The 21,571-nt window shown below is 66.6% G+C and carries 17 protein-coding genes and 1 pseudogene; 8 read left to right on the top strand and 10 right to left on the bottom strand.

Annotated elements, in window-relative coordinates:
* Nucleotides 1-181 precede the first annotated feature (181 nt).
* The 3 genes from ACQ95T_RS10745 to ACQ95T_RS10735 all read right to left on the bottom strand — a co-directional run bounded on the left by ACQ95T_RS10745 (nucleotide 182) and on the right by ACQ95T_RS10735 (nucleotide 3,963).
* A complete protein-coding gene (locus ACQ95T_RS10745) occupies nucleotides 182-1,942 on the bottom strand; it encodes an IS1634 family transposase (RefSeq protein ID WP_425943877.1) in 1,761 nt (586 codons plus the stop codon).
* A gap of 198 nt (nucleotides 1,943-2,140) precedes the next feature.
* A complete protein-coding gene (locus ACQ95T_RS10740) occupies nucleotides 2,141-2,452 on the bottom strand; it encodes an integrase core domain-containing protein (protein WP_425943987.1) in 312 nt (103 codons plus the stop codon).
* A gap of 389 nt (nucleotides 2,453-2,841) precedes the next feature.
* Nucleotides 2,842-3,963 carry a DUF5655 domain-containing protein gene (locus ACQ95T_RS10735; RefSeq protein ID WP_425943879.1) on the bottom strand — a complete coding sequence of 374 codons (1,122 nt, stop codon included), beginning with the start codon at nucleotides 3,961-3,963 and terminating at the stop codon, nucleotides 2,842-2,844.
* 465 nt (nucleotides 3,964-4,428) lie between these two features.
* Between ACQ95T_RS10735 and ACQ95T_RS10730 the strand changes: the two genes are divergently transcribed.
* The gene (locus ACQ95T_RS10730) at nucleotides 4,429-5,004 is read left to right on the top strand and encodes a hypothetical protein (RefSeq protein ID WP_425943881.1); all 576 of its coding nucleotides are present in this window, start codon (nucleotides 4,429-4,431) and stop codon (nucleotides 5,002-5,004) included.
* An 866-nt stretch (nucleotides 5,005-5,870) separates the two neighbouring features.
* On the top strand, nucleotides 5,871-7,286 hold the full coding sequence (locus tag ACQ95T_RS10725) for a sugar ABC transporter substrate-binding protein (protein ID WP_431472908.1): 1,416 nt from the start codon (nucleotides 5,871-5,873) through the stop codon (nucleotides 7,284-7,286).
* A 494-nt stretch (nucleotides 7,287-7,780) separates the two neighbouring features.
* Here ACQ95T_RS10725 and ACQ95T_RS10720 read toward each other — a convergent pair whose 3' ends face one another.
* The 3 genes from ACQ95T_RS10720 to ACQ95T_RS10710 form a co-directional block, all read right to left on the bottom strand.
* Entirely contained in the window at nucleotides 7,781-7,996 is a 216-nt protein-coding gene (locus ACQ95T_RS10720) for a hypothetical protein (protein WP_425943885.1), read from the bottom strand.
* 112 nt (nucleotides 7,997-8,108) lie between these two features.
* The gene (locus tag ACQ95T_RS10715; RefSeq protein WP_425943887.1) at nucleotides 8,109-9,599 is read right to left on the bottom strand and encodes a hypothetical protein; all 1,491 of its coding nucleotides are present in this window, start codon (nucleotides 9,597-9,599) and stop codon (nucleotides 8,109-8,111) included.
* Nucleotides 9,596-9,946 carry a hypothetical protein gene (locus tag ACQ95T_RS10710; protein WP_425943889.1) on the bottom strand — a complete coding sequence of 117 codons (351 nt, stop codon included), beginning with the start codon at nucleotides 9,944-9,946 and terminating at the stop codon, nucleotides 9,596-9,598. Before ACQ95T_RS10710 ends, ACQ95T_RS10715 begins: the two co-directional genes overlap by 4 nt.
* A 259-nt stretch (nucleotides 9,947-10,205) precedes the next feature.
* Between ACQ95T_RS10710 and ACQ95T_RS10705 the strand changes: the two genes are divergently transcribed.
* Nucleotides 10,206-11,105, top strand: coding sequence for a hypothetical protein (locus ACQ95T_RS10705; protein ID WP_425943891.1), 900 nt, complete (start codon nucleotides 10,206-10,208; stop codon nucleotides 11,103-11,105).
* A gap of 130 nt (nucleotides 11,106-11,235) precedes the next feature.
* Here the strand turns inward: ACQ95T_RS10705 and ACQ95T_RS10700 are convergent, their stop codons facing one another.
* From ACQ95T_RS10700 to ACQ95T_RS10690, 3 genes are all read right to left on the bottom strand, one after another.
* Nucleotides 11,236-11,805, bottom strand: a complete 570-nt coding sequence (locus ACQ95T_RS10700) for a hypothetical protein (protein ID WP_425943893.1) — start codon at nucleotides 11,803-11,805, stop codon at nucleotides 11,236-11,238.
* A complete protein-coding gene (locus tag ACQ95T_RS10695) occupies nucleotides 11,802-12,413 on the bottom strand; it encodes a hypothetical protein (protein WP_425943895.1) in 612 nt (203 codons plus the stop codon). Before ACQ95T_RS10695 ends, ACQ95T_RS10700 begins: the two co-directional genes overlap by 4 nt.
* Before the next feature lie 515 nt (nucleotides 12,414-12,928).
* A complete protein-coding gene (locus tag ACQ95T_RS10690; protein WP_425943897.1) occupies nucleotides 12,929-13,270 on the bottom strand; it encodes a histone-like nucleoid-structuring protein Lsr2 in 342 nt (113 codons plus the stop codon).
* A 557-nt stretch (nucleotides 13,271-13,827) separates the two neighbouring features.
* On the opposite strand from ACQ95T_RS10690, the gene ACQ95T_RS10685 reads away from it, so the two are divergent.
* The 5 genes from ACQ95T_RS10685 to ACQ95T_RS10665 all read left to right on the top strand — a co-directional run bounded on the left by ACQ95T_RS10685 (nucleotide 13,828) and on the right by ACQ95T_RS10665 (nucleotide 19,934).
* Nucleotides 13,828-15,135 carry an ISL3 family transposase gene (locus ACQ95T_RS10685; protein ID WP_425943899.1) on the top strand — a complete coding sequence of 436 codons (1,308 nt, stop codon included), beginning with the start codon at nucleotides 13,828-13,830 and terminating at the stop codon, nucleotides 15,133-15,135.
* 96 nt (nucleotides 15,136-15,231) lie between these two features.
* Nucleotides 15,232-16,044, top strand: coding sequence for a hypothetical protein (locus ACQ95T_RS10680; protein ID WP_431472907.1), 813 nt, complete (start codon nucleotides 15,232-15,234; stop codon nucleotides 16,042-16,044).
* Nucleotides 16,045-16,916: 872 nt separating this feature from the next.
* Nucleotides 16,917-18,266, top strand: coding sequence for a DEAD/DEAH box helicase (locus tag ACQ95T_RS10675; protein WP_431473821.1), 1,350 nt, complete (start codon nucleotides 16,917-16,919; stop codon nucleotides 18,264-18,266).
* Nucleotides 18,196-19,251 carry a hypothetical protein gene (locus ACQ95T_RS10670; protein ID WP_431473913.1) on the top strand — a complete coding sequence of 352 codons (1,056 nt, stop codon included), beginning with the start codon at nucleotides 18,196-18,198 and terminating at the stop codon, nucleotides 19,249-19,251. Before ACQ95T_RS10675 ends, ACQ95T_RS10670 begins: the two co-directional genes overlap by 71 nt.
* Before the next feature lie 56 nt (nucleotides 19,252-19,307).
* Nucleotides 19,308-19,934, top strand: coding sequence for a hypothetical protein (locus ACQ95T_RS10665; RefSeq protein WP_431472906.1), 627 nt, complete (start codon nucleotides 19,308-19,310; stop codon nucleotides 19,932-19,934).
* Nucleotides 19,935-20,080: 146 nt separating this feature from the next.
* Here ACQ95T_RS10665 and ACQ95T_RS10660 read toward each other — a convergent pair.
* Nucleotides 20,081-21,395: pseudogene (locus tag ACQ95T_RS10660) on the bottom strand (ISL3 family transposase).
* Between the last annotated feature and the right edge of the window lie 176 nt (nucleotides 21,396-21,571).

Raw genomic sequence — 21,571 nt, 5'->3', positions numbered from 1 at the left:
CGTACGGGCCCCTTAGTCTTGATGCGGTTGTGGGCGTGGACGGTACGGTCGTCGCGCGTGTCTCTGGCCTGAGTTCCGCAGCTGAGTGACTGCTTGGGGGCGCGGTTGTGGGGGTTGACCTGCGGAAACGCGTGTTTGGCCGGTGACACGGCGTGTCACTAGCCCTGTCCCGGCGGGAGGATCAGCCCGCGGTGGCGAGGTCCAGGATCCGGGGCGGGGCGGTGATGTCGAGCTGGGCGAGGATCTTGGCCTGCTCGCTGGTGAGGTCGGTGCTCTGCTGGTAGGTGCCGGCCGGGCCGGTGAAGGTGCCCACGTACAGGCGCTGGAGTTCGGCGCGCAGGTTGTTCCAGGTGTCGCCGGTGGTGGTCTCGATGATCCGGATCAGCAGCAGCGCGAGCCAGCACAAGACGACGTGGGCGCGGATGCGGTCCTCGAGTCGGTGGTGGACCGGGCGTAGGTCGAGGATCTGTTTCATGTCGCGCCAGCCGCGTTCGACCTCCAGCAGCTGCTTGTAGCCCAGCGCGATGTCTTCAGCGGAGAGGTGGGGGTCGCTGGAGCGCAGCAGGTACTTGCCGTCCAGCTTGGCCTCCTCGGCGATCGCGGCCGCGTCGATGCGGAGTAGCCCGCTGGGGGTGACGCGCAGGTAGCGGTTCAGCCCGGGCTTGGTGGAGATCACCCCACGCAGCTCGGCCCGCTTGGTCTTGGTGAGCTTGTCGGAGTTCTTGATCATCTCGGTGAGCCGTGCGAGCAGTGCCGTCCGCACCAGCGCGTCACGGTCGGCGGCCTCGGGGTTGTGACAGATGACGAACCGTTCGCTCTCGCTGATCCGTACTTCCTTGACGCGCAGGTTGTCGGCGACGTCTTGGTAGCGGCCGGCCCGCCCCAACGCGGCAGTGGCTTCGGCCGAGCCGGAACGGAGCTTCTCGCCCAGGATGTAACCGCCGCCGGCGCGTTGGAGGTAGCGGCGGTTCTCCGCTGAGGTGAACCCGCGGTCGGCGACCCACACCACCCGGGCCAGGTTCCAGTCGCGCATGTCGTCCTTGACCTGGCGGATCAGCGCCGAGTCGGAGGTGTTGCCCGGCCAGCACCACACCCGTACCGGGATCCCCTCGCGGGTCACGGCCATCCCGACGACGACCTGCGGCAGGTCCTCGCGGTGGTCCTTGGACTTGCCGTAGGTGCGGAACCCGGCCTGCTTGACCGCACCGCTCGGCAGCTCGCCGCCGTCGTCGTCGCCGTCGCCGTCAGCGGTGGTGTCGATGGTGGTGGCCACGGGGTTGCCCTTGGCGTCGCGCCAGAGGGGTTCGTCGCCGGTCTCGGTTTCGAAGTAGGTGGAGGTGGTGTCGAAGAACAGCAGGTCGACCTGCAGGTTGAGCAGGTCCGCGGTCGAGGCGTACACGTCCTTGGCCAGGGCTGGTTCGACGGCCAGGAGCCAGTCCATCGCCCGGTAGCAGGCGTCGTCGCTGACTTCGGACAGGCCAGGAATGTGCACGTCACGGTTGACCCAGCCCGCGGCGGCCAGCTTCGAGGACGGTGCCAGTGCACGGTTGGCGACCAACGCGAAAAGGACCCGTTCAACGGTGGCGTCGCGGCGGGTCCCGCTCAGCAGGGTGCGCATCGTCTTGGCGATCCCGAGCCGGGTCCACAACGCGTCCAGCACCCAGGCCCCGCCCAGCGGCCGGGACTCGATGAAGGCCAGCCCGGGCAGCCCACCGGCCTGATCCTCGACCTGGCTGCCTCTCGAGGTCTCGCCGAGCAGCCGGGAGAGCGAACCGATCAACCGCTGCACCGCGGCCCGGTCCAGCTCCTCGGCCCGGCCGAAGTTGTACAGCACCTTCATCCGCGCGCTCTTCGCAGCCGGATCCCACTCGTTGTGCGCCAGCTGCAGGTACCGCACCACGGTGCCGTCCTTGTTCCGCCGCGACGTCGTCCTCACGAACATGTCACCAGACGCTACCCGGGCAACACGCGCCTAAGCGAGCCAAACACGCCCAGTCGTGTCACTAGGCATTTCGGGATGCGTCACCACCCCGCGAACCGCTGACCTGCACGTTCGTCCCCCGACATGTCCCAGAAACGCGATCAGCTGCGGAACTCAGGTCTGGCGGGACGGCACTCGCACTGCGGGTTGCTCGGCGCGTCACCCGACCCACCGAGGCGCGGCCATGCACGTGTCCCGTGTCAAGTTCTTGGCAGGTTTTCGGGCTCGGGAAAGGTGGGTGAGCAGGGGTCGGCTAGGTGCAGGTGCGCACCTCGAGGGCCGGTTCCAGGACAGGGCCTCGTGCGGGCGGACGGTGTTGAACTTGGTGTGGCACTCCTCGCCGTGAGCGACGAGGTCGTGCATGTCGTCGATCTGCTCGCGGTAGTGCCGCTCGTCCTTCAGCGACTGGAACGCCCGCTCCGGGACCCCGTTCTGGCCCGGGGTGGGGACCCTCGTGCGGACGTGGTCCAGATGCGGGGTGGCCTCCGAGAGAGCGGGGCAAGCCGATCCTCGCCGTCGCCGAGTTCCTGGCCTGGGCGGACAGCGCCGCGATGGCTGACCACGAGCCCGCGCCCGGCCCGAAACGTTCCTCGTGCGCGGGGGCCGATCCGGTCCTTGCCACCTGCCTCCGGCGCAGACGTCCGGGTAGGTCCGGCCGTGCGAAGAACCGCTCCCTCACAAGCTGCGCACGCTTGGGCTCCTCGGTCTCGATGGTCCAGACTCGGAGGAGGCAAGTACCGTGATCGGATACCCGATCCGATCACCGACGCCGCTGGCCTGCGAGGACGGCGTGCGGATCTCACGGCTCGACGGTTGGCTCACACCGCAGGTGATAGCGCGGACGCTGGCACTTAGCAGCATCAGCGCAAAGAATCAGGACTCTTGCTCCCCGCCCTGACGTAGGCCGCCTGAATCAGAGCTCGAACATCTGCCAGCTGGTCGGGATCGGTGAAGGAGTACTCAAGGTGTCCCATGCCGTAGTGCCCGATCTCACGAACGTCCCTCATCACGCCTTCGTTCCACGGCTTGGTCGAGTGGGGGTCTAGCGACAGGTAGAGCAGGAGGCGGCTCTTCTGGGTCTGGACAGTGAGGAACGAGCGTTTCCCCCTGTAGTAGCCCACGTACATCTTCTTCGTGCGGCGGGTCACGTCACCGCCCAGCGAGGCAGGGATGTCGTCGACGGCCTCGAAGAGTTCGCGGATCAGGCTGCTCTTGCCGCCCAAGTGGTGCTCGAGGGGGTACTCCTTGCCCGTGGGTGGCTTGGCCGGTCCCACCGGCTTGGTCTTGCCCTTGTGGTCGACCACGGGGCGGGGGCGGTCCTCCTGGTCGCCGTCCAGGACCCGTAGCAGGCTGCGGCGCAGGTTGTCAGGGGCCACGGCGGGGTGGCCGAGCCGGTCGTGGAGCATCTGTTCGAACTCGGCGGGCGGGTCGGTCGCCAGCTTCGACAGCGCCGCTCTGATCCGGGTGTCGGTGAACACCCGCTCGCCCAAGGAATCCAGCTCGCCCGCGGTCACCGCGTCGCGGCTCAGGGTGCGCAGTTGGCGCAGCCGGTCGGGCATGGACTGGGAGTCCTCCCGCAGATCGACCTCGAACAACAGCTTCTGATCCATCTGGACCGGCTCGTTGGTCTTGTAGACCCGGTACTGCAGTCCGTTGGTGAGCACGCACCACACGACGCCGTCGTTGTTGGCGTAGTTGACGGTCTGGGCGATGAACTTCTTGTCGTCCAACTTCTCGGCGATGCCCTTGGCCTCGACGTACAACTTGGTCCCGCCCGTGATGAGAAGGGCGTAGTCCAGGTAGGTGCCCTCGTAGACCTTGACCTCCCGCTGCACCGCGTCCAGGTCTCCGGTGTCCCATCCGAGGGCCTGGAGAACAGGCTCTATCAGGAGTGCCTTGGTGTTGGCCTCGTTGCCCTTCTTGGAGTCCTCCAGTTTGTGAGAACGTTCCGTGACCTTGTCGACGACTTCAGCAAGCCCCATGTCCGCATGTTGTCACAGGCGGCGCTTCCGGACGCGCCTTGCAGTCCCTGGGCGTACATTCGGCAGCAGACGATGACGCGCTGCTAGGAGACTTCGTGCCCGATGGTCAAGCGATGGCTGTGACCTGTCCGGAGTGCGGACGGGAAACCCACTTCAGCGTGGAGACAGGAAAGCTGTACGTCCACCCCAGAGTCGACCGAACGAAGAACTGCCGGGCCGGGGGCATGCAGGTTGCGGAGCCGACGGTCCCCCCCGAAACTCGGCGGCGACGGCGCAAAGTGCCTAAGAAGAAACCTGAGGACATCACTGAGATCCCCGAGGCGCGCCCCCGCTCGACCAGTGTGCGCGCCATGTCTGGAGGACTGCCTGGTCTGGGGCGTCGCTAGAGGAGAGCAGGAGCCCAGAGCAACACGCATTGGGCGCGTCCGATCTCAACACCCTCGGATACCCCGTAGGTTTCGGGGCGTGGTCGACACCAAGCAGACCAAGACCATCGGTGAGCACTGGGCGTGCTGCGAGCTGGCCCGCCGAGGGTGGGCACCTGCCCTCACCCGGGACGGCATCGAGCGGACCGACATCCTCGCGGTGAAGAACCATGGGGAACGTCTCATGGTCGAGGTGCAGGTGAAGACGACCGTGGCCGTCCCGGGGCGCGTGTCGTGGCACCTGGGCTCGCTCGCCCACTCGGTAGCGGGAGGAGAGCATGAATGGGTGGTCCTCGTGGCCGCCGATCCGGAGCCCCGGGGTCCGCTGCGCAGCTTCGTCGTGCCTCGGTCCCATGTCTCGGCCGCGGCCTGGATCTCGCACATGGACTGGTTGACCCACCCGGACGCCCCTGCGGGAAAGCGCACCGCCTCGGTGGAACATGCCCGTGTCAAGGTCGAGGTGTTCGCCGCGTACGAAGACCGCTGGGACATGGTGGAGCGCCCGACCGAGCAGGCCCCCGTCCTCCTGCCGACAGCTTTCCGGTCCCTGGCGACCGAGCAGCGGGTGGGTCTGCCTCCGGCCCACCCCTGGCACCAGGATCTGCCGAGCTGGTAGGCGGTGTCCCTGATTGAGGAGGGCTCGGGCTGGTGCGGCATCGGATGTCGTCTCCGATCACCCCGCCGCCGACCTGCAGGAACACCCGCCCGTCTCACCGCGCGACCCCGCGATCTCACACCGGGGGCACCGCTCGTCGAGACAGTTTCCACCGCGGAGACGCCGTCCTGCAGGTCTACCGCCCCCACCGATCAAGCTCCCTGGTGCACGGATGGCCAGTCGGTCCACCCGCCAGGAACCTGCTCGGTAACGAGACTGGGTGCGCGGTGTGACCATGTCACGCACCAAGCGTGTCGCGGCACTGCTGCCGGGCGAGAACACTCGAAAACTAGCCTGCAGAATCGAACGCTGTTGCCCCGGGGGAACCTCAGCTCTTCGGTCCAACGGCCGGACCTCCACTAGCTAGGCGACCGGCAACTGTAGGAGACCCAAGACATCTAACGGATCAGCGTGCGCCTCGGCGGTTCCAGCAGTAAGGTCCATCATGCGCCATCGGCCTGCAGTGACATCGGTGTCCACTGCACGAATTCGGTGGCTGTCGAAATTATACCGAAGGGTGCAGAATAGTGACCTTTGCAAATTGGGGTGGCCTCATGGTCTCTATTGGAAGCCTGAGTGACGCCGGTGGCGGCGCAATAGTGATCGCTACAGCAATGGGGTCGTTGGTGGCCATTGGGCTGCAGGCGCGTCGGGAGTACCGTGAGTCGCGGAGCGCTCAGGAACACAGGAGAGAACTGGAGCGTATCCACGCCTCAGGAGTTGCCAGTTGGGCAGAGGTTACGCCAGTGACCGATTCTCAGATCCAGCTGGATGTGAATGCGCACAACGGTTCCGCCTTGCCCGTTCGGCATGTTGCAATACGCGTATTGAACGATTCCGACAACACGATCTACTACTCTTACCACTCGGTGTTGCCTCCTGGTGTTACGTTTAATAACCTCGGAGAGCTCCATGGCGATGATGTGTTTCACGATCATTACAGAACGAGCATGACGTTCACGGACAGCTCCGGAAAGCGATGGAAGCGAGATCCAGCAGGCAAGTTGGGCCCTTTGCCTGACAAATTCACGCTGTACAGTGGAGTGGATGTAAAAAAGGGCCTGGATCGATATCGAAAATTATTCAGAGAACAGTTCTCCTTGGAGGTGGAGGTGAACACTAGCCACAGCGGTCACGGACTCCGCGAGTTCTTTGGGTCCAAAAGATATGAAGGCGGGAAATGTGACGCAATCGTCGGGCCTCACGATTGGCTAGGGACATTTCGGGCGAGGTCCCTTCTACGGTCGATTCCCATCCCTCACGTGGTACCTAAGGATTTTCTGACGCGCGAGGCGTTCGAGACGTTCAGGGCTGCAGAGGGGTCGGTGGAATCTTACGGCGTGCCCCTAGCCTACGATACCGCGGTCTTGTTTATTAATAGGAAACTGTATCAAGGCGAGATTCCGAAGTCGGTGCCGGAGATGTTTCGTGCAGGCCGTGCGTGTAGACATGCCGGAGAGGATGATGTGAACATTCCAGGCGTGAGCGTCAGCATGGGGGAACGGTTACATGAAGGGGACCCCTTCATGATGTGGCCACTATTGGCGAGCCTGGGGGGTTACCTTTTCGAACCGCAGGGAGACGACGCCTGGCTTCCTAGCGCGAACGCGCTACGAGCGCCTCAGCTAGCTGAGGCGTTGATCGCCTTGCAGGGGATCGCCGCCCGCGAATACCCCGAGAGCTTCGATCCGCGGACGACTCATGCCACAGCTCGGCAGATCTTCTCCGAAGGTTCGACGCCCTTTCATATCGACACGGCTGGTGCGCGATCTGAAATGAAGTGTGATTTCGAGCCAGAACTCGCTCCCGTTCCGATCGAGAGCGAAATCGCGCGTCCTGGGCTAAGCCTGATATACGCTTTCTATTTTCGCGATATTCCATCCCCTGAGAATCCTGGCAATCAGGACTTTGAGAGGAATGAGTACACGAGGAACGGCGAAGATTTTCTGCACTATCATCTCGGTAGCAGGATCGTCTGCTCCCAGCTATCCGGGGATCTTGGCATGCCGGTCGTTAGCCGATCGGGCCTAGTGGATGAAGGTGCATACGCGGCGGTCGTTCAGCAATGTTGCTCAAATTCTCGCCCCATGCCATCCCTGCCGAACATGGCTGATGTGTGGCGCATCCTTGGTGAGCTTATTAACCAGTGCGTCAGTACGTCCGGAGACTCAAGATCCGTACGGGCTGCTCTAGACGTAGCAGCTGATAATATGGATGGAGCTTTGGGCGTGAGCAAGAGGTGATCGTTGAGCGACGCGCCGGTCAAGTCCGCACCCTCAATATTGGGGCAGAATAGGCTTGGTGGGGAAATCACGGTGGGCTAGGGTAACACCTATTCAGGACCTCGCCCTCAGCCGTAAGGACGGCTCGAGGGTGTCCTCTTGCTGCCTCGTTGATCCATCGAGGACGGCAGTTCTTGGCAGGTGTCGACGGCGTGCAACAACGGGCCCGAAGCGCTCCGTCGAGGTTGTGCCCAACTTGACCCGGGTCGGTGTGTACCGGGTGGCACTTCGTCTAACGAAGTCTGGCCCGCACACCCGTCGGTACTCGCGGCAGCGAAGCAGGAAACTGACGCTCATTCGCGACGGGCCGTTCTCGCTCCGGGGTGCATGGGACTGCATCTCCGATGGGTGGCGCCTTGACCGGGGCGGCTCTGCGCGGTCTCACGGCAATCTCACACGCCAGCTGGACACAGGTGAACGTACCAGCGGGCCTCTCTCCTGCCCGTCCGCGGTCTTCAGCTGGGCGTCTCGCGTTCGCGCGCTATCAGCCAACGACGTAGCGTCGCCCGGTCAAGACCCGCGGTCTTCGCGACGACCTTGAGATCGAGGTCGGCGGCGATGGCTACCGAGGCACGGGCGACGAGCAGGGCACGGGCTTGTTCGAGGTTGATTGCGGCGTCGGCCACCAGCTCGAGCGCGCGCTGCTGCGGCGGGACGTCGTCGGTGCTCACACTCGCGGAGGTTACCCGCCCCTACGAGCCTCGTCCGAGGAGACGCCCTGCTGGACAGCCATGCTGCCGAAACGGATACGGCTGCCGGCGAGCGTGCAGAGCGGTCGGCTGATCAGCGTCCCGGGGTGGTGACGGCGCCGGGTCCCGGGACCGAGGCGGATCGGTGACGTTCGGTGGCCTGGGAGCGGGCCAGTCGCGTGGGGGCGGGCTTGTCCTTCGTCCAGCTGGGTGGAACCTGCATGGAGTCGACGTTCCGGTCGTCGGCGCCGATGGTCGCGCGTAGAGCTGCTCTGGAGGCGGCCGCTGCCTGTCCGGAGGGGCGTTCCAGGAGGGGCCGCAGGGGTTCGGGCAGCGGGACGGGGCGTCGGAGCAGGATGTCGCGGGGGGTGATGAGGGGGTTCTCGGTCGGCTCGGTCTCGGGCCATCCGCGGGGCACGGAGCGGGGTTTGTTGGTACTGGGGTCCAGCTGTCGGGCGAGGTCGTTGGCGGGTCTGGCGTTGACCACGAAAGGGGCGCGTCGGGCGGTGTCGTGGAAAAGCTCGCCGAGGCTGGCGAGGGTGGCGTGGACTCGGTGCAGGGATCTGAGCACTGTGGGCATGTGCACGCGTTGGGCGATGTGCTGGCCGGTGGCGGCGCCGATCCGGTCCCGGGTGACTTCGAGCATGGCGTTGACCAGCTCCCAGGAGGCTTCGCGCAGGTCGCCGGCGGTGGGGACCTGGGGGTGGTGCAGGTTGTGCCACACGGTGTTTGCCTGTCCCCAGCGTTCGATCATGGTCTCCAAGGCGGGGGCGATCTCGTGGGTGTAGGCGTGGGGGTCGACGTGCCCGGTGTCGGCGGCGGCCCGCCACAGCCGGTGTGCGTGGACGGTGGTGGCGAAGGCGGCGCCGGCGACCTGGGCCATCGCGTCGGCGGTCGGGTCGCGGGTCAGGGTCCGTTGGGCGTGCACGTCCCAGGTGGCGACAGCCGCGTCGATGCGGGTGTCGTCCACGGGTTGTCGGTGCCGCCCGTCAAGGCCGGTGGGGTAGTGGCCGCGCAGGTAGGAGTGGGCGATCTGCTCGGCGTCCAGGACCCGTGCCCGTAGGTCGTCGGCAGGGACGGTGTACACCTGCAGGCGTTCGTCGCGGTTCTCGGCCCGGGCGGTGGTGGCCAGGGCGACGGAGACGGCGTGGGAGGTGACGTAGAGGGTGTGCATGATGTTCAGGCGGGCGGCGAACGCGTCCTGGTTCTGCCGGGGGGTCCACCGGGTGCCGGTCCGGCCGATGCCGGAGTCCTCGATCATGGCGGCCGCGCGGGTGAACAGGGTTCCGATCTCGTGCAGGGTGGGGTCGACCTGGCGGGCCTGGCCGGCGCTGCGGTGCAGGGTCCTGGCGGTGCTAGCCAGCTGGATGATGACGTCGTGCCCGGTGCCGGGAACGTCCGAGGGGCGGGGCAGGTGGGACCAGAGCTCGACGGCGCCTTCGACGACCTCGCCCCAGGCGCGGACCATGGCCCGCCCGTCCCGTTCCGGGGCCTCGTAGAGCAGGCGGCGGGCCAGCAGGTCGGCCCGGTCCATCAGCTCCCCGGTGCTGGGCGGGTAGATGCTCGGGGGCCGGCGCCTGGTCACCAGAACCGCCGCAGGGTCTCGGTCAGCCGGCACAGGAGGGTGCTCGTGCCCGGGGGCATCTGCTCCAGCGGCACGGTCCGCAGGACCTGCTCGGCGGCGGCGGCCAGGTCGACCGGGTCGAGCCCGGCCGGGTCCGGCACGTGGGACAGCAGGTGACGCACCGGCGCGGGGATACGGTCCAGGACCTGACCGCGCAGGCAGGACAGGGCGAACGCCAGGTCCACGTCGTCCATGCCTCGGGTGCGGGACGCCGTGCGGGTGGCCTCGGCGTCGGCCTGGGCCAGCAGCCTGTGTGCCCGCAGCAGCACCCCGACGGGGGACAGGACCTGGTGCTCGTGCATCGTCATCGAGGTCGCTCCTGGGGTCGGTGCGTCGGTTCCCTCCCTGGGTAGGGCTTCCGATGACACGGGTGCGGCGGCTCCGCACAGGGGCGGGGACGCATCGGGGAGCGCGGGGGTGGTTGTGGACGACGTGGTGGGCAGGGCCGGCAGGTGGGGCAGGGTGGTCATGACCCCCGGACGCGGGCCGGCGTGGCCTGCGGGGTCCACGAAGTCCGGACACCCGGGTCAGGACGCCGGGGTTGCGGCGGGTTTGGAGGTGGTGGTCGTGCACGTGCGGGTCGCGCGCGAGGCCCGGGCCAAGGCCCTGCTCGTGCCTGCCTTGTGGAGCCTGACGGGGTGGGCTCTCGCTTTCGAGACCGCGCTGGCGGTGGACGCGTGGCCGGTGGCGGCCGGCGGCATAGCTCTGGTGGTGCTGTCCTGCACGGGGGTGGGGGAGCGGTGGACGGCCCGGGTGCTGCTGCGGGGTGGTGTCCCGCGGCTGCACCAGCGGTGCACGTTGGCGCCGGTCGCGAAGGTGCTGCTGGGCCATGGCGTCGTCGTGGACGGCCTGCTGCTGCTCGTCGGACCCGGCGCCGGGGTGGGTGTCATGGCGGTGGGGGAGCGGACCCTCGTCGTGACCAGGGGCCTGGTCGAGGCGGTCCGGTCAGGATGCCTGGGGCCGGTGACCGCGGCCGCGGTGATCGCCCACGAGCTCGGAATTGTCCGGGCGGGGCTGACACGGACGTCACAGGCCTGGGCGGTCTTCCTGCTGCCGTGGTCGGCCCTGGTGGGGTTCCTGACGCTCCTGTGGGGAATCGTGACCGTGTTCGTGTCCGCCCGGGTCCTGGTGGCCTCCATGGTGATCTCCGCCGGCGTGGGGCTCTGGCTGGGGGCCACCGAGCACCCGGTCCACCTGGCCAGCACCCTGGTCATGGCCGTGGTGGCGTGGACGTGGTGGTCGTCCTCGGGCTGGCACCGGGCCCGGAACCGGGTGGCTGACGACCACCTGGTCCAGGTCGGCCTCGCCGGGTCTTTCGCGGACTACCTGCGCACCACCGGCAGCGACGACGCGACCCTCGACCGGGTCGTCCGTCTGCGGCAGCAGGACTCCTGGCACCCGGGTCGGTCCGGTGACGGGCCTGCGGCCACGGGAGCAGGCGCCTGCCCGGTGTCATGGTCCCGGTAGCAGAACCTGGCCTCTACCTCGACAGGCCCAGCCCAGGAGCTGGCGCCGCAGAGGAGACGGCCCGTTGTTCAGTGTCGGATGACGCGCGGCCGGGGCCGTGGCCGTGGGGCCGGTGCGGGGCGAGGCCGACCTATGGTTCCTCGTCGGTTGCGTGGACGAGCCGCAGACGAGGGGTGCCGTCCTCCTGTCCGACGTCGTGGGCCGGGTGGTCGGTGATTGTGCGGGCGGCGTCCTGGGTCGCGTCGGCCGCGGCGGCCAGGAACCGGCGCGCAACCATCCCGGAGGTTCTCAGGGTCGTGGTCAGATGGTCCTGTCGGCAGAGGGCGGACGCGGCCGGGCTCATCGCGTGGTTCGCCGCGTGCAGCGATGTCGCTGCGGACACCAGCGCGCCCACGCATGGCGAGAGCGGGAGGACCCCGTGGTCCGGTCCGCCGGGGACGGGTGGCCGGGCCGCCTCGCAGAGCTGTCGTGCGTCGGCCCCGGTCTCGCGCAGACGCCGGCGCAGGTCTTCGGCCTGGTCGATCAGCACCCGCGCGTCCGTGGAGGTGCCCACGAGCAGGATCCACGCCCGCAGATCCCGCGCGAGGCGGTCCAGCGCCGTGCTCAGCGCGACGAGGTCACCCCGCAGGTCCCCAGGACCGGGACCGGTCGACCGCTCGGGTCGGGTCGCCGGCAGGACGAACCCGTGGCCGGTGCTCATCGGGGCGTCCCGTTCGACGGCGCGGGTGGCCCGACGGCGTGCCGCAGCGCCCGGGTCCGCAGGCCGCTGTCACGGGCCTGCGCCCTCACCTGGGTGACGAGCTCGCTGGTACGCGCTTGGGCACGGTCAAGGTCCTGGTCGCCGTAGCGTGCCTGGTTCGCGGCCGCCTGGACCATCCCGTGGAGACGTTGCACCGTCCTGCCATCGCCCACGCCGCCACCATTGCCGGCGATTGTGGGTGAGACGGTGCGTGCGCGGTCGGCAACCTCGCGCAGCGATGTCGCCACCCCGGCCAGCGCCGTGCCGGTGGCCCCCAGCTGGGTGCGCAGATCCTCCAGGTCACGCAGTAGACGTACCTGTGCAAGTTCCTCGTGCGTCCCCACCGCACGACCCGCCCCTGCCAGGACGGCCGCGGCCTTCAGTCCGGCGATCCCGTCCTGCAGCTTGCGGTCGACCTGCGCGCCGGCTGCTGCACCCTGCTCGCATGAGACGACGATCCCACGCAGGAGAACACCCCGCTCGGCAGCCGGTGCGCCGCGACCGCCTGAGAGGCGTGGGGCGGCGAGCCGGGCCAGCCTGAGGTGGGCGTCGAGCATGTCGAGCCGCATGCGGGACAGCTCCCAACGGACCCGGGGAAGGACCTGGGACACGTGGACCAAGACCGATCTGGCCTCGTCCCATTCCGGACGAGCGCTCACGGACATGAGAGCGTCCGCCCTGGCAGGGTCGCCGCTTTGAGGTCCCGGTATGGCGGACATACGCTCCTGCAGGCGGAACCAGGGCTGGGCCGCGCATCAGCCCTCGGACAGGGCCAACCCGATCGAGGGGTCTGCCCGCTGACGGTGTTCGGTTGCACAGCGCCTCTCCCATCCACGGTCCGCCAGGTCCTCGCGTTGTGGCGGTCCCTCACCACAGGCCCGGGGAACCCACCCCGGGGGTCCACGAACTTTCCTCGACAGCGGTGGGGGAGGGCGCGCACCGGTCGAGGTGTGGGTGCGCGGCCCTCGTACGGGCGCACGGGACGCCTCCGGCGCGGCGCAACGACCCAGATGGAGGGATCTCGAACACGTCGTCCGGACAGAGGAGGACCCCTGGCCGGGGGCCAGGGGTCACTCGGGGGGTCTCAGGACCTGTGGGCCTGCTCCCACTGGTCGATCAGGTTCTGCGGGAGACGTCCCCGCTTGGGGTAGTCGATGCCCTGCTCGTCCAACCAGGACTTGATCGCCTTGGTCTGCGAGGGGGCGCGCTTGGCGGAACTGGCCGCGCCCGTCTGACGGCGGCCACCGACCCGACGGCCCGCCTCGACGTACTTCTGTATCGTGTTGGCGAACTCGTCGGCTTCCTCCTGGGAGAGATCGATCTCATAGTCCACCCCGAGAAAACCGAACTTGACGGTTTGACCGTCCTCACCGAGCTCGGTCCCGGACAGGTCCGAGACGAGAATGGTCTGTACCTTCTGCGCCACTGTGGCTCCTAAGCGAGTTGGGATTGTCGAGACCAGCCTACGACCATTTGGCCTGGGCTGGGTACACATCAGGGCCGATTGCACTCGCGAGACAAGATTCGCTGCCCATATCACCAGGGCAGTCTCGCGGATCGGCTTCCAGCTTGCTCACTTGAGTATCCGACGGGCCTCAGGATGCAAGCAAGCGTCAAGTCGAGGTAAAGTCGCGCGGCCCGCGGCACAGTACTGGGCCATGCGTGGCGATGCGATGTGCCTCGGATCCGACGACCCAACCAGCGGTTCCGCGCCCCAAGCGGGCAGAGTGCCGCTGGGGGTGGGTGCCGATACGGTCTAGTCTGCGGAGAGTCGGTGCCCAACCAGGAGATCAGTGCGATGACTGCCACCAACCGAACGCCTGCCAAAGACGTCCCGGGTGTCATTGAGATCACGGACGGCTTGCGGCAATGGGGCTCTTCACAGATGAGGGTGTAGAGAGCGCTGGCGCGTCGGTCACGGGGTAGGCGTCGAGGTCTTCCGAGGATGGAGGTTCCTACGCCAGCCATCCGAAAGACCTCGACATGCCCGACGCTACCTTCACGCGCCCCGACCTGACGACCTTCACCCGCCTGGACGACCTCGGCCTGGAAGTCACCGGCCAGCTGCTTGAGCCCGACCGTTCGGTGCTCGCCTGCCGGGTCCTCGAACCCGACGACTGGTGCAAGCGGTGCGGCTGCCAGGGCGTCCCGCGCGGCACCGTCACCCGGGAGCTGGCGCACGAGCCGTTCGGGTGGCGCCCCACCACGCTTCTGCTCACCGTGCGCCGCTACCGGTGCACCGACTGCTCGCACGTGTGGCGTCAGGACACCACCGCCGCGGCCGAACCGCGGGCCAAGATCTCCCGTGCCGGCCTGCGCTGGGGCCTGGTCGGCATCGTGGTCCAGCACCTGTCCATGTCCCGTGTCGCCGAAGGGCTCGCCGTGTCATGGAACACCGCCAACGACGCCGTCCTGGCCGAGGGACAGCGCCTGCTCATCGCTGATCCGACCCGACTGGACGGCGTCCGCGTCGTCGGTGTTGATGAGCACGTGTGGCGCCACACGAGGCGCGGTGACAAGTACGTCACCGTCATCATCGACCTCACCCCGGTCCGTGACGGCACCGGTCCATCCCGGCTGTTGGACGTGGTCGAGGGCCGCTCGAAGAAGGCGTTCAAGGACTGGCTGGCCCAGCGTGACCAGGCCTGGCGCGACGGCATCGAGGTCGTGGCCATGGATGGGTTCGCCGGGTTCAAGACCGCCACCACCGAGGAACTGCCCGACGCTGTCACGGTCATGGATCCGTTTCACGTCATCCGGTTGGCCGGTGACGCCCTCGACGGGTGCCGCCGCCGGGTCCAGCAGGAACTGCACGGCCACCGCGGCCGCAAGGGCGACCCCCTCTACGCCGCCCGGCGGACCCTGCACACCGGCGCCGACCTGCTCACCGAGCGCCAGCAGGAGCGCCTCGACAAGCTCTTCACCGGCGAGCGACACCTGCAGGTCGAGCTCACCTGGGGCATCTACCAGCGCATGATCTCCGCCTACCGAGACCCCGACCGGGCGGGCGGCCGGATCGAGATGCGCTCGGTCATCGACGCCCTCACCCAGGGCGTGCCCAGACCGTTGGTCGAGCTGCGCACGCTCGGCCGCACCCTGGCCCGCCGCGTCTGCGACGTCCTGGCCTACTTCGAGCGCCCCCGCACCAGCAACGGCCCCACCGAAGCAGTGAACGGTCGCCTTGAGCACCTGCGCGGCCTGGCCCTCGGCTTCTGCAACCTCACCCACTACATCGCCCGAGCACTCCTAGAGACCGGCGGATTCAGGCCCCAACTACACCCTGGATTGTGAAGAGCCGGCAATGGGCTCAACGCTTCAGCGGCGATCCCACGGCGATTGCTGCTTCGCGGGCGATGACCCATCACAAACTGGCATGCCGCAGACACGATGCCCTCCGCTGGCCGTTACAAATCCTCGGCGGCGCAAGCTGCTTTGAAGGCTGTCCGGGAGGGCGTTCTCCCGCGCGAGGCCTTCAACAATGCCGATGATGGCACCAACCCACGCACCACAACTGGGGAACAGGCAGCTGTGACATTGAGAATGCTGCATGACGCGGGAGCGCCCATCGAGTTCATGACGGTGCTGACGGACGCCTACGGCGTGGACCTCAACGACGTCAGGCTGGCCTGGGCCCGTCTTGGGTCCGATGAGCAGGAAGCCGTGGAGCAAAACCGAATCGAGGGCACAGGTTCAAAGGGATTCGCCCAAGGCGGAAGGCCCTACGTGGGGCCGTCCCGAACTCTCCAGGATGAGGAGTCGAGCGCGGAGCCCGCGTTCGTCCTGTGGAACGCGGACGCGATCGACCGCGGTACCCAGGCCCACAAGGACCTCGAGGTCGAGCTCGCCGAACGCATCCGCCAGTCCGGCTTCGTGCCCCTGTCCCCCCGCGGCGGCGACGAGCCGTTCGACGTCGCTTGGGTGGCCGATCACGTGCTCTACATCTGTGAGGTTAAGAGCACCACGAGCGCCAACGAGGAGTCGCAGTCGCGTCTCGGCCTCGGACAACTGCTCAGTTACCTCCACCGGACCAACATCGAGCACTGGCCGCACGTTCAGGCCATGCGGGGCGTACTGGCTATCGAGAGTGCACCCGCGCAGAGCCGTTCCGACTGGGTGGACATCTGCGCGGCGAGCGGGGTCAGGCTTGCCTGGCCGGACCGATTCCCTGACCTCTTCGAGGGGGTGGGGACCGACGGCTGACGGAGCATCGGGTGGCGTCGAGTCGGTCGCACCCCCGTGCTGCCCGCCGGGCGGTCACCAGGTCGACCGACTCCTGGTCCTCAGTCGGTAGCCGTACTGGGGATGAACTCACCTATCCGCGACAACCTCGCTAGGCGCATCGCGTCACGCGCGGCGAAAGGACGCACCTCAGTCGTGCCGATCGGCGGCAGAGGAGGACCCCCGACGGCGTTATCACGTGCGACAGATCGCCTTGACAACCTCTCTCGGAGACAAAGGGCCGCCACTTCTCTTCCTCAGCACCGAAGCAACGGAACGGTCCGACACGCCGATCGCGGCAAACAGAGGGCTTGCGCCGGCGGATCAAGGGATGCTTGCGAGCTTTCGACTCTTCACAAGGAATGGAACGTGCACACCAGTGCGGCATCCAGCCTACCGTGGCACGCGCTGGCCCAGAAGATGGCTCTGAGCCGTACTAGTACGTTCGCCCTGCGGCGTTCGCCCTGCGGCTGGGGCTGCGGCCGGGCACTCGGGACTCCCATCCGTAGTAGTCCATGCCTGTGGTGACCTTCACCGATGTGGCGTGCGTGAGCGCCCCTCCACGCCATCGAACGCGGACGGGACAACACGCGTTCGAATCTGCTGAGGACTTACACACGTGAGATACTCCACACGTGAGCGACGCTGACTGCCCAGGGGACGATGCGCGCGGGGGGTGGCGCGCACCGAGCGTGTGGGCTCGAACGGAGACCTTCGGGGGAAACCAGGTCAAGCAGCTCATCGCGCCGGCAAGCACTTTTCAGCAAGTCGTCGCCGTTGACGGCGGACTCCAGGTAAAGAATAATTACGGTTCCTGGCCGGCGGCAACACCTGACCGACCGTTAAGCCGCGAGATGCTCTGGGTTCGGTTGCCTTTAGGCACTCAAGCCGATGATGACGTTCGCCGGGCCTCATGGAACAGGCCACCCACGGTTCCACGCGTCATGCCCGTAGAGGTAAACGAAAGCTACCGTGACGCCATCGGCTTCACTGAAGGCCGCCCCGACAGGCCTGGTCTCCGCTCACCGCAGCTCGGAGCTCTGCACGCTGTCCTGGGTTACTGGACCACAAAGCGCATGACCCCGGCAACAGTCGTTATGCCCACGGGTACGGGTAAGACTGAGACCATGCTGGCCCTGCTCGTGGCAGCCCGGCCTGAGCGGCTGCTCGTGTTGGTGCCGTCGGACTCGCTTCGAGAACAGGTAGCAACGAAGTTCGAGACCCTCGGTGTGTTGCAGGAACTTGGCATCGTGTCAGCCTCAGCCCTTCGACCGACGGTGGGACGGCTGTCGCACGGACTTTCTGACACGGACACAGCTACCGCCTTTGCCGAGACATGCAACGTCATAGTGGCCACACCGTCGGCGCTCAACGCCTGCGCGCCCGACGCTCTGGAGGTGTTGCTTGGCGCGTGCTCGCACTTGTTCATCGATGAGGCACACCACGTCGCTGCCCGGACCTGGTCAGAGGTTCGCCAAGCGTTTGATCAGAAGCCGGTGGTGCAGTTCACCGCCACACCCTTTCGCGAGGACGGCAAGCACCTTCAAGGTCGCAGCATCTACTCATTCCCGCTGCGCGAGGCGCAAGCTCAAGGCTACTTCTCGAGCATCAACTACACGGCCGTGATCGACTTCGATGATGTTGATCAAGCGCTCGCCGACCAGAGCGTGGCTCAGCTTCGCGTCGACCTCGCCGCAGGGCATGACCACGTGCTCATGGCACGAGTTCGCGGCGTAGAACGGGCCAAGGCGATTCTGCCGCTCTACGAAGCGATCGCCCCAGACCTATCACCGGTCATCATCAACAGCCGAATGCCGAAGACCCAGCAGCGTGACGCCTTGAAGGCGCTGAGCGAGCGCACATCGCGAATCATCGTATGCGTCAACATGCTCGGCGAGGGATTCGATCTGCCCGCTCTCAAGATCGCCGCAGTGCACGACCCGCAGAAGAGCCTCGGGGTGACTCTTCAGTTCATCGGACGGTTTGCCCGCACCTCGGCGTCGGGCAGTTTCGGCGAGGCGTCGATCTTCGTGGCGCGCGCGGAGATCGAGGTCGACAAGCGCCTACGCGAGCTTTATGCCGAAGACTCGGACTGGAACCTCATCCTTCGCAACCTAACTGAAGCCGCAGTCGATGAGCAGCAGGCTGTCGCGCGACTTCGAGGAGGGATTCACCAGCCTCCCGGAGGAAGTAGCCCTTCGTAGCCTGCTGCCTAAGATGAGCACGGTGGTCTACCGCGCACCGTCGATGGAGTGGGAACCACAGAACATCGTCCACTTCTTCGGCGAGGAAAACTTGCTCACTTCCCCTATCGGGCTCAACGCCGACGCCGGGGTGGCCTGGTGCGTGGTAGAGCGCAGAACTGACGTCCGCTGGGGCGATCTGAAGACCATCGAGGAGGTCGCCTACCAACTCTTCGTCCTGTACTTCGACCGCGTCCACCGGCTGCTGTACATCAACAACTCGGCTAACGACGGCGTCTTCGAGGACCTCGCAGACGCCGTGCTGAACCCCGGCGCCGAACGGTTCACTGGGTCGACCGTGTACCGCGTCATGGCCGACATCGAACGCTTGGTCCCGACTAACGTCGGTGTCCTCGACGCCCGCGACCAGTTTCGACGCTTCTCGATGCATGTCGGCTCAGATGTGGCCGCCAGCTTCTCCCAGGCCGAGGCCGGGACCAAGTCGCAGACGAACATCTCAGGCGGCGGATACCGCGACGGAGAACACGTCAGCATCAGCGCCTCACTCAAAGGCCGCATCTGGTCCCACGCGACGGCCACCAGCCTCAAGCACTGGCAAGACTGGTGTGACTCCATTGGCGAGAAGCTCCTCGATGACACCATCAGCATCGACAAGGTCATCGGCCAGTTCATTCTCCCCGAAAGACTCACCGGGCGACCGGAAGGCGTGCTGCTGGCCGTCGAATGGCCATGGCAGCTCCACACGCTGCAGGCCGAACACGTGCGCCTCTCCTATCAGGAACAAATCCACGAGGCCGTCTACACGGATCTCATCCCAGACACCGCGTCAACGACCGGACCGTTCCGGTTCACCGTCAAGACCGGCAGTTGGGAAGTGACCTACGAAGCAGCTGTCGAGAGGGGACGGCTTCACTACCGCTGTACCGGCGACGACGATATCAAGGTCGTCGCCCACGATCGGAATATCCCCTCAGCGATTGGCTGAACGACAACGGGCTGCTTCTGATACTCGACGACGACCGGATCATCGAGGACAACCTGTTGTACAAGCCCACTTGGGACCGACCGCCCTTCGACCCGTCCCAGCTCGTCCCGCTCGACTGGGGTGGGACAACGCTCACAGTCGAGTCCCAGACCAAAGACAAACTCGTCCAGTCAATCCAGTTCCGTGCCATCTCCGAGCTCAAGGCCGAGCCAGAGCCGTGGGACATCATAATTGACGACGACGGCACCGGCGAGATCGCAGACGTCGTCGCTCTTCGCCTGGACCACGAAGGACTGCTCATCCGGCTGGTTCACTGCAAGTACTCGCGCGCCGACACCCCCGGGGCGCGCGTCGCGGATTTATACGAGGTCTGCGGCCAAGCACAGAAATCGATCATGTGGCGTCGCGGCGATCTACGTCCGTTCTTCCGAACCCTCGAAGCCCGTGCCCGGCAGAAGCAGCGCCGAGACGGTGTCAACCCGTTCGAGGTCGGTGATATCAAGAAACTCTACGAGATGCAGGACAAAGCCCTGGTCCTTCGCCGCCGGATGGAAATGGTGATCGTGCAACCCGGCCTGTCAGCCTCGAAGGCAACCACCCAGCAGCTCGATCTCTTGGCGTCAACCCAGGCATACCTGAAGACCACGATCAACGCGCCACTCACCGTCTGGTGCAGCGAGTAGTTTCCTCAGGCACTCGGGGCTGTAGCACAACAGAGATCTTCCGAGAAAGACGCCTGCCCGAGCACCGCCTCAGCGGGACGGGGTACAATTACCATCTCGGGTGCGTCAGTTTGCAATGAAAATGCGCCCCGAGTTATTCCGGCTCTTCACAATCCAGGGTGTAGTTGGGGCCTGAATCCGCCGGCCTCCAGGAGTGCTCGGGCGATGTAGTGGGTGAGGTTGCGGAAGCCGAGGGCCAGGCCGCGCAGGTGCTCAAGGCGACCGTTCACTGCTTCGCTTCGGTGGGGCCGTTGCTGGTGCGGGGGCGCTCGAAGTAGGCCAGGACGTCGCAGACGCGGCGGGCCAGGGTGCGGCCGAGCGTGCGCAGCTCGACCAACGGTCTGGGCACGCCCTGGGTGAGGGCGTCGATGACCGAGTTCATCTCGGTGCGGCCGCCGCCCGCCCGTCGGGGTCTCGGTAGGCGGAGATCATGCGCTGGTAGATGCCCCAGGTGAGCTCGACCTGCAGGTGCCGGTCGCCGGTGAAGAGCGTGTCGAGACGGTCGTGCTGCTTCTCGGTGAGCAGGTCGGCGCCGGTGTGCAGGGTCCGCCGGGTGGCGTAGAGGGGGTCGCCCTTGCGGCCGCGGTGGCCGTGCAGTTCTTGCTGGACGCGGCGGCGGCACCCGTCGAGGGCGTCACCGGCCAACCGGATGACGTGAAACGGATCCATGACCGCGACAGCGTCGGGGAGTTCCTCGGTGGTGGCGGTCTTGAACCCGGCGAACCCATCCATGGCCACGACCTCGATGCCGTCGCGCCAGGCCTGGTCACGCTGGGCCAGCCAGTCCTTGAACGCCTTCTTCGAGCGGCCCTCGACCACGTCCAACAGCCGGGATGGACCGGTGCCGTCACGGACCGGGGTGAGGTCGATGATGACGGTGACGTACTTGTCACCCTTCCTCGTGTGCCGCCACACGTGCTCATCAACACCTACGACGCGGACGCCGTCCAGTCGGGTCGGATCAGCGATGAGCAGGCGCTGTCCTTCGGCCAGGACGGCGTCGTTGGCGGTGTTCCAGGACACGGCGAGCCCTTCGGCGACACGGGACATGGACAGGTGCTGAACCACGATGCCGACGAGTCCCCAGTGCAGGCCGGCGCGGGAGATCTTGGCCCGCGGTTCGGCCGCGGCGGTGGTGTCCTGACGCCACACGTGCGCGCACTCGGCGCACCGGTAGCGGCGCACGGTGAGCAGAAGCGTGGTGGGGCGCCACCCGAACGGCTCGTGCGCCAGCTCCCGGGTGACGGTGCCGCGCGGGACGCCCTGGCAGCCGCATCGTCGGCACCAGTCGTCGGGTTCGAGGACCCGGCAGGCGAGCACCGAACGGTCGGGCTCGAGCAGCTGGCCGGTGACTTCCAGGCCGAGGTCGTCCAGGCGGGTGAAGGTCGTCAGGTCGGGGCGCGTGAAGGTAGCGTCGGGCATGTCGAGGTCTTTCGGATGGCTGGCGTAGGAACCTCCATCCTCGGAAGACCTCGACGCCTACCTCGTGACCGACGCGCCAGCGCTCTCTACACCCTCATCTGTGAAGAGCCGTTATTCCGACGATCCTAGCCCGCCCACCTCGCTACATCCTTAGCTGGCAGCCAATTGGTGATAAG

It is taken from the genome of Ornithinimicrobium carbonis (assembly GCF_050703245.1).
In the GTDB taxonomy this organism is placed as follows: domain Bacteria; phylum Actinomycetota; class Actinomycetes; order Actinomycetales; family Dermatophilaceae; genus Ornithinicoccus.
The sequence above is the reverse complement of the archived record's forward strand: the minus strand, read 5'-3'. Positions and strand labels throughout refer to the sequence as shown.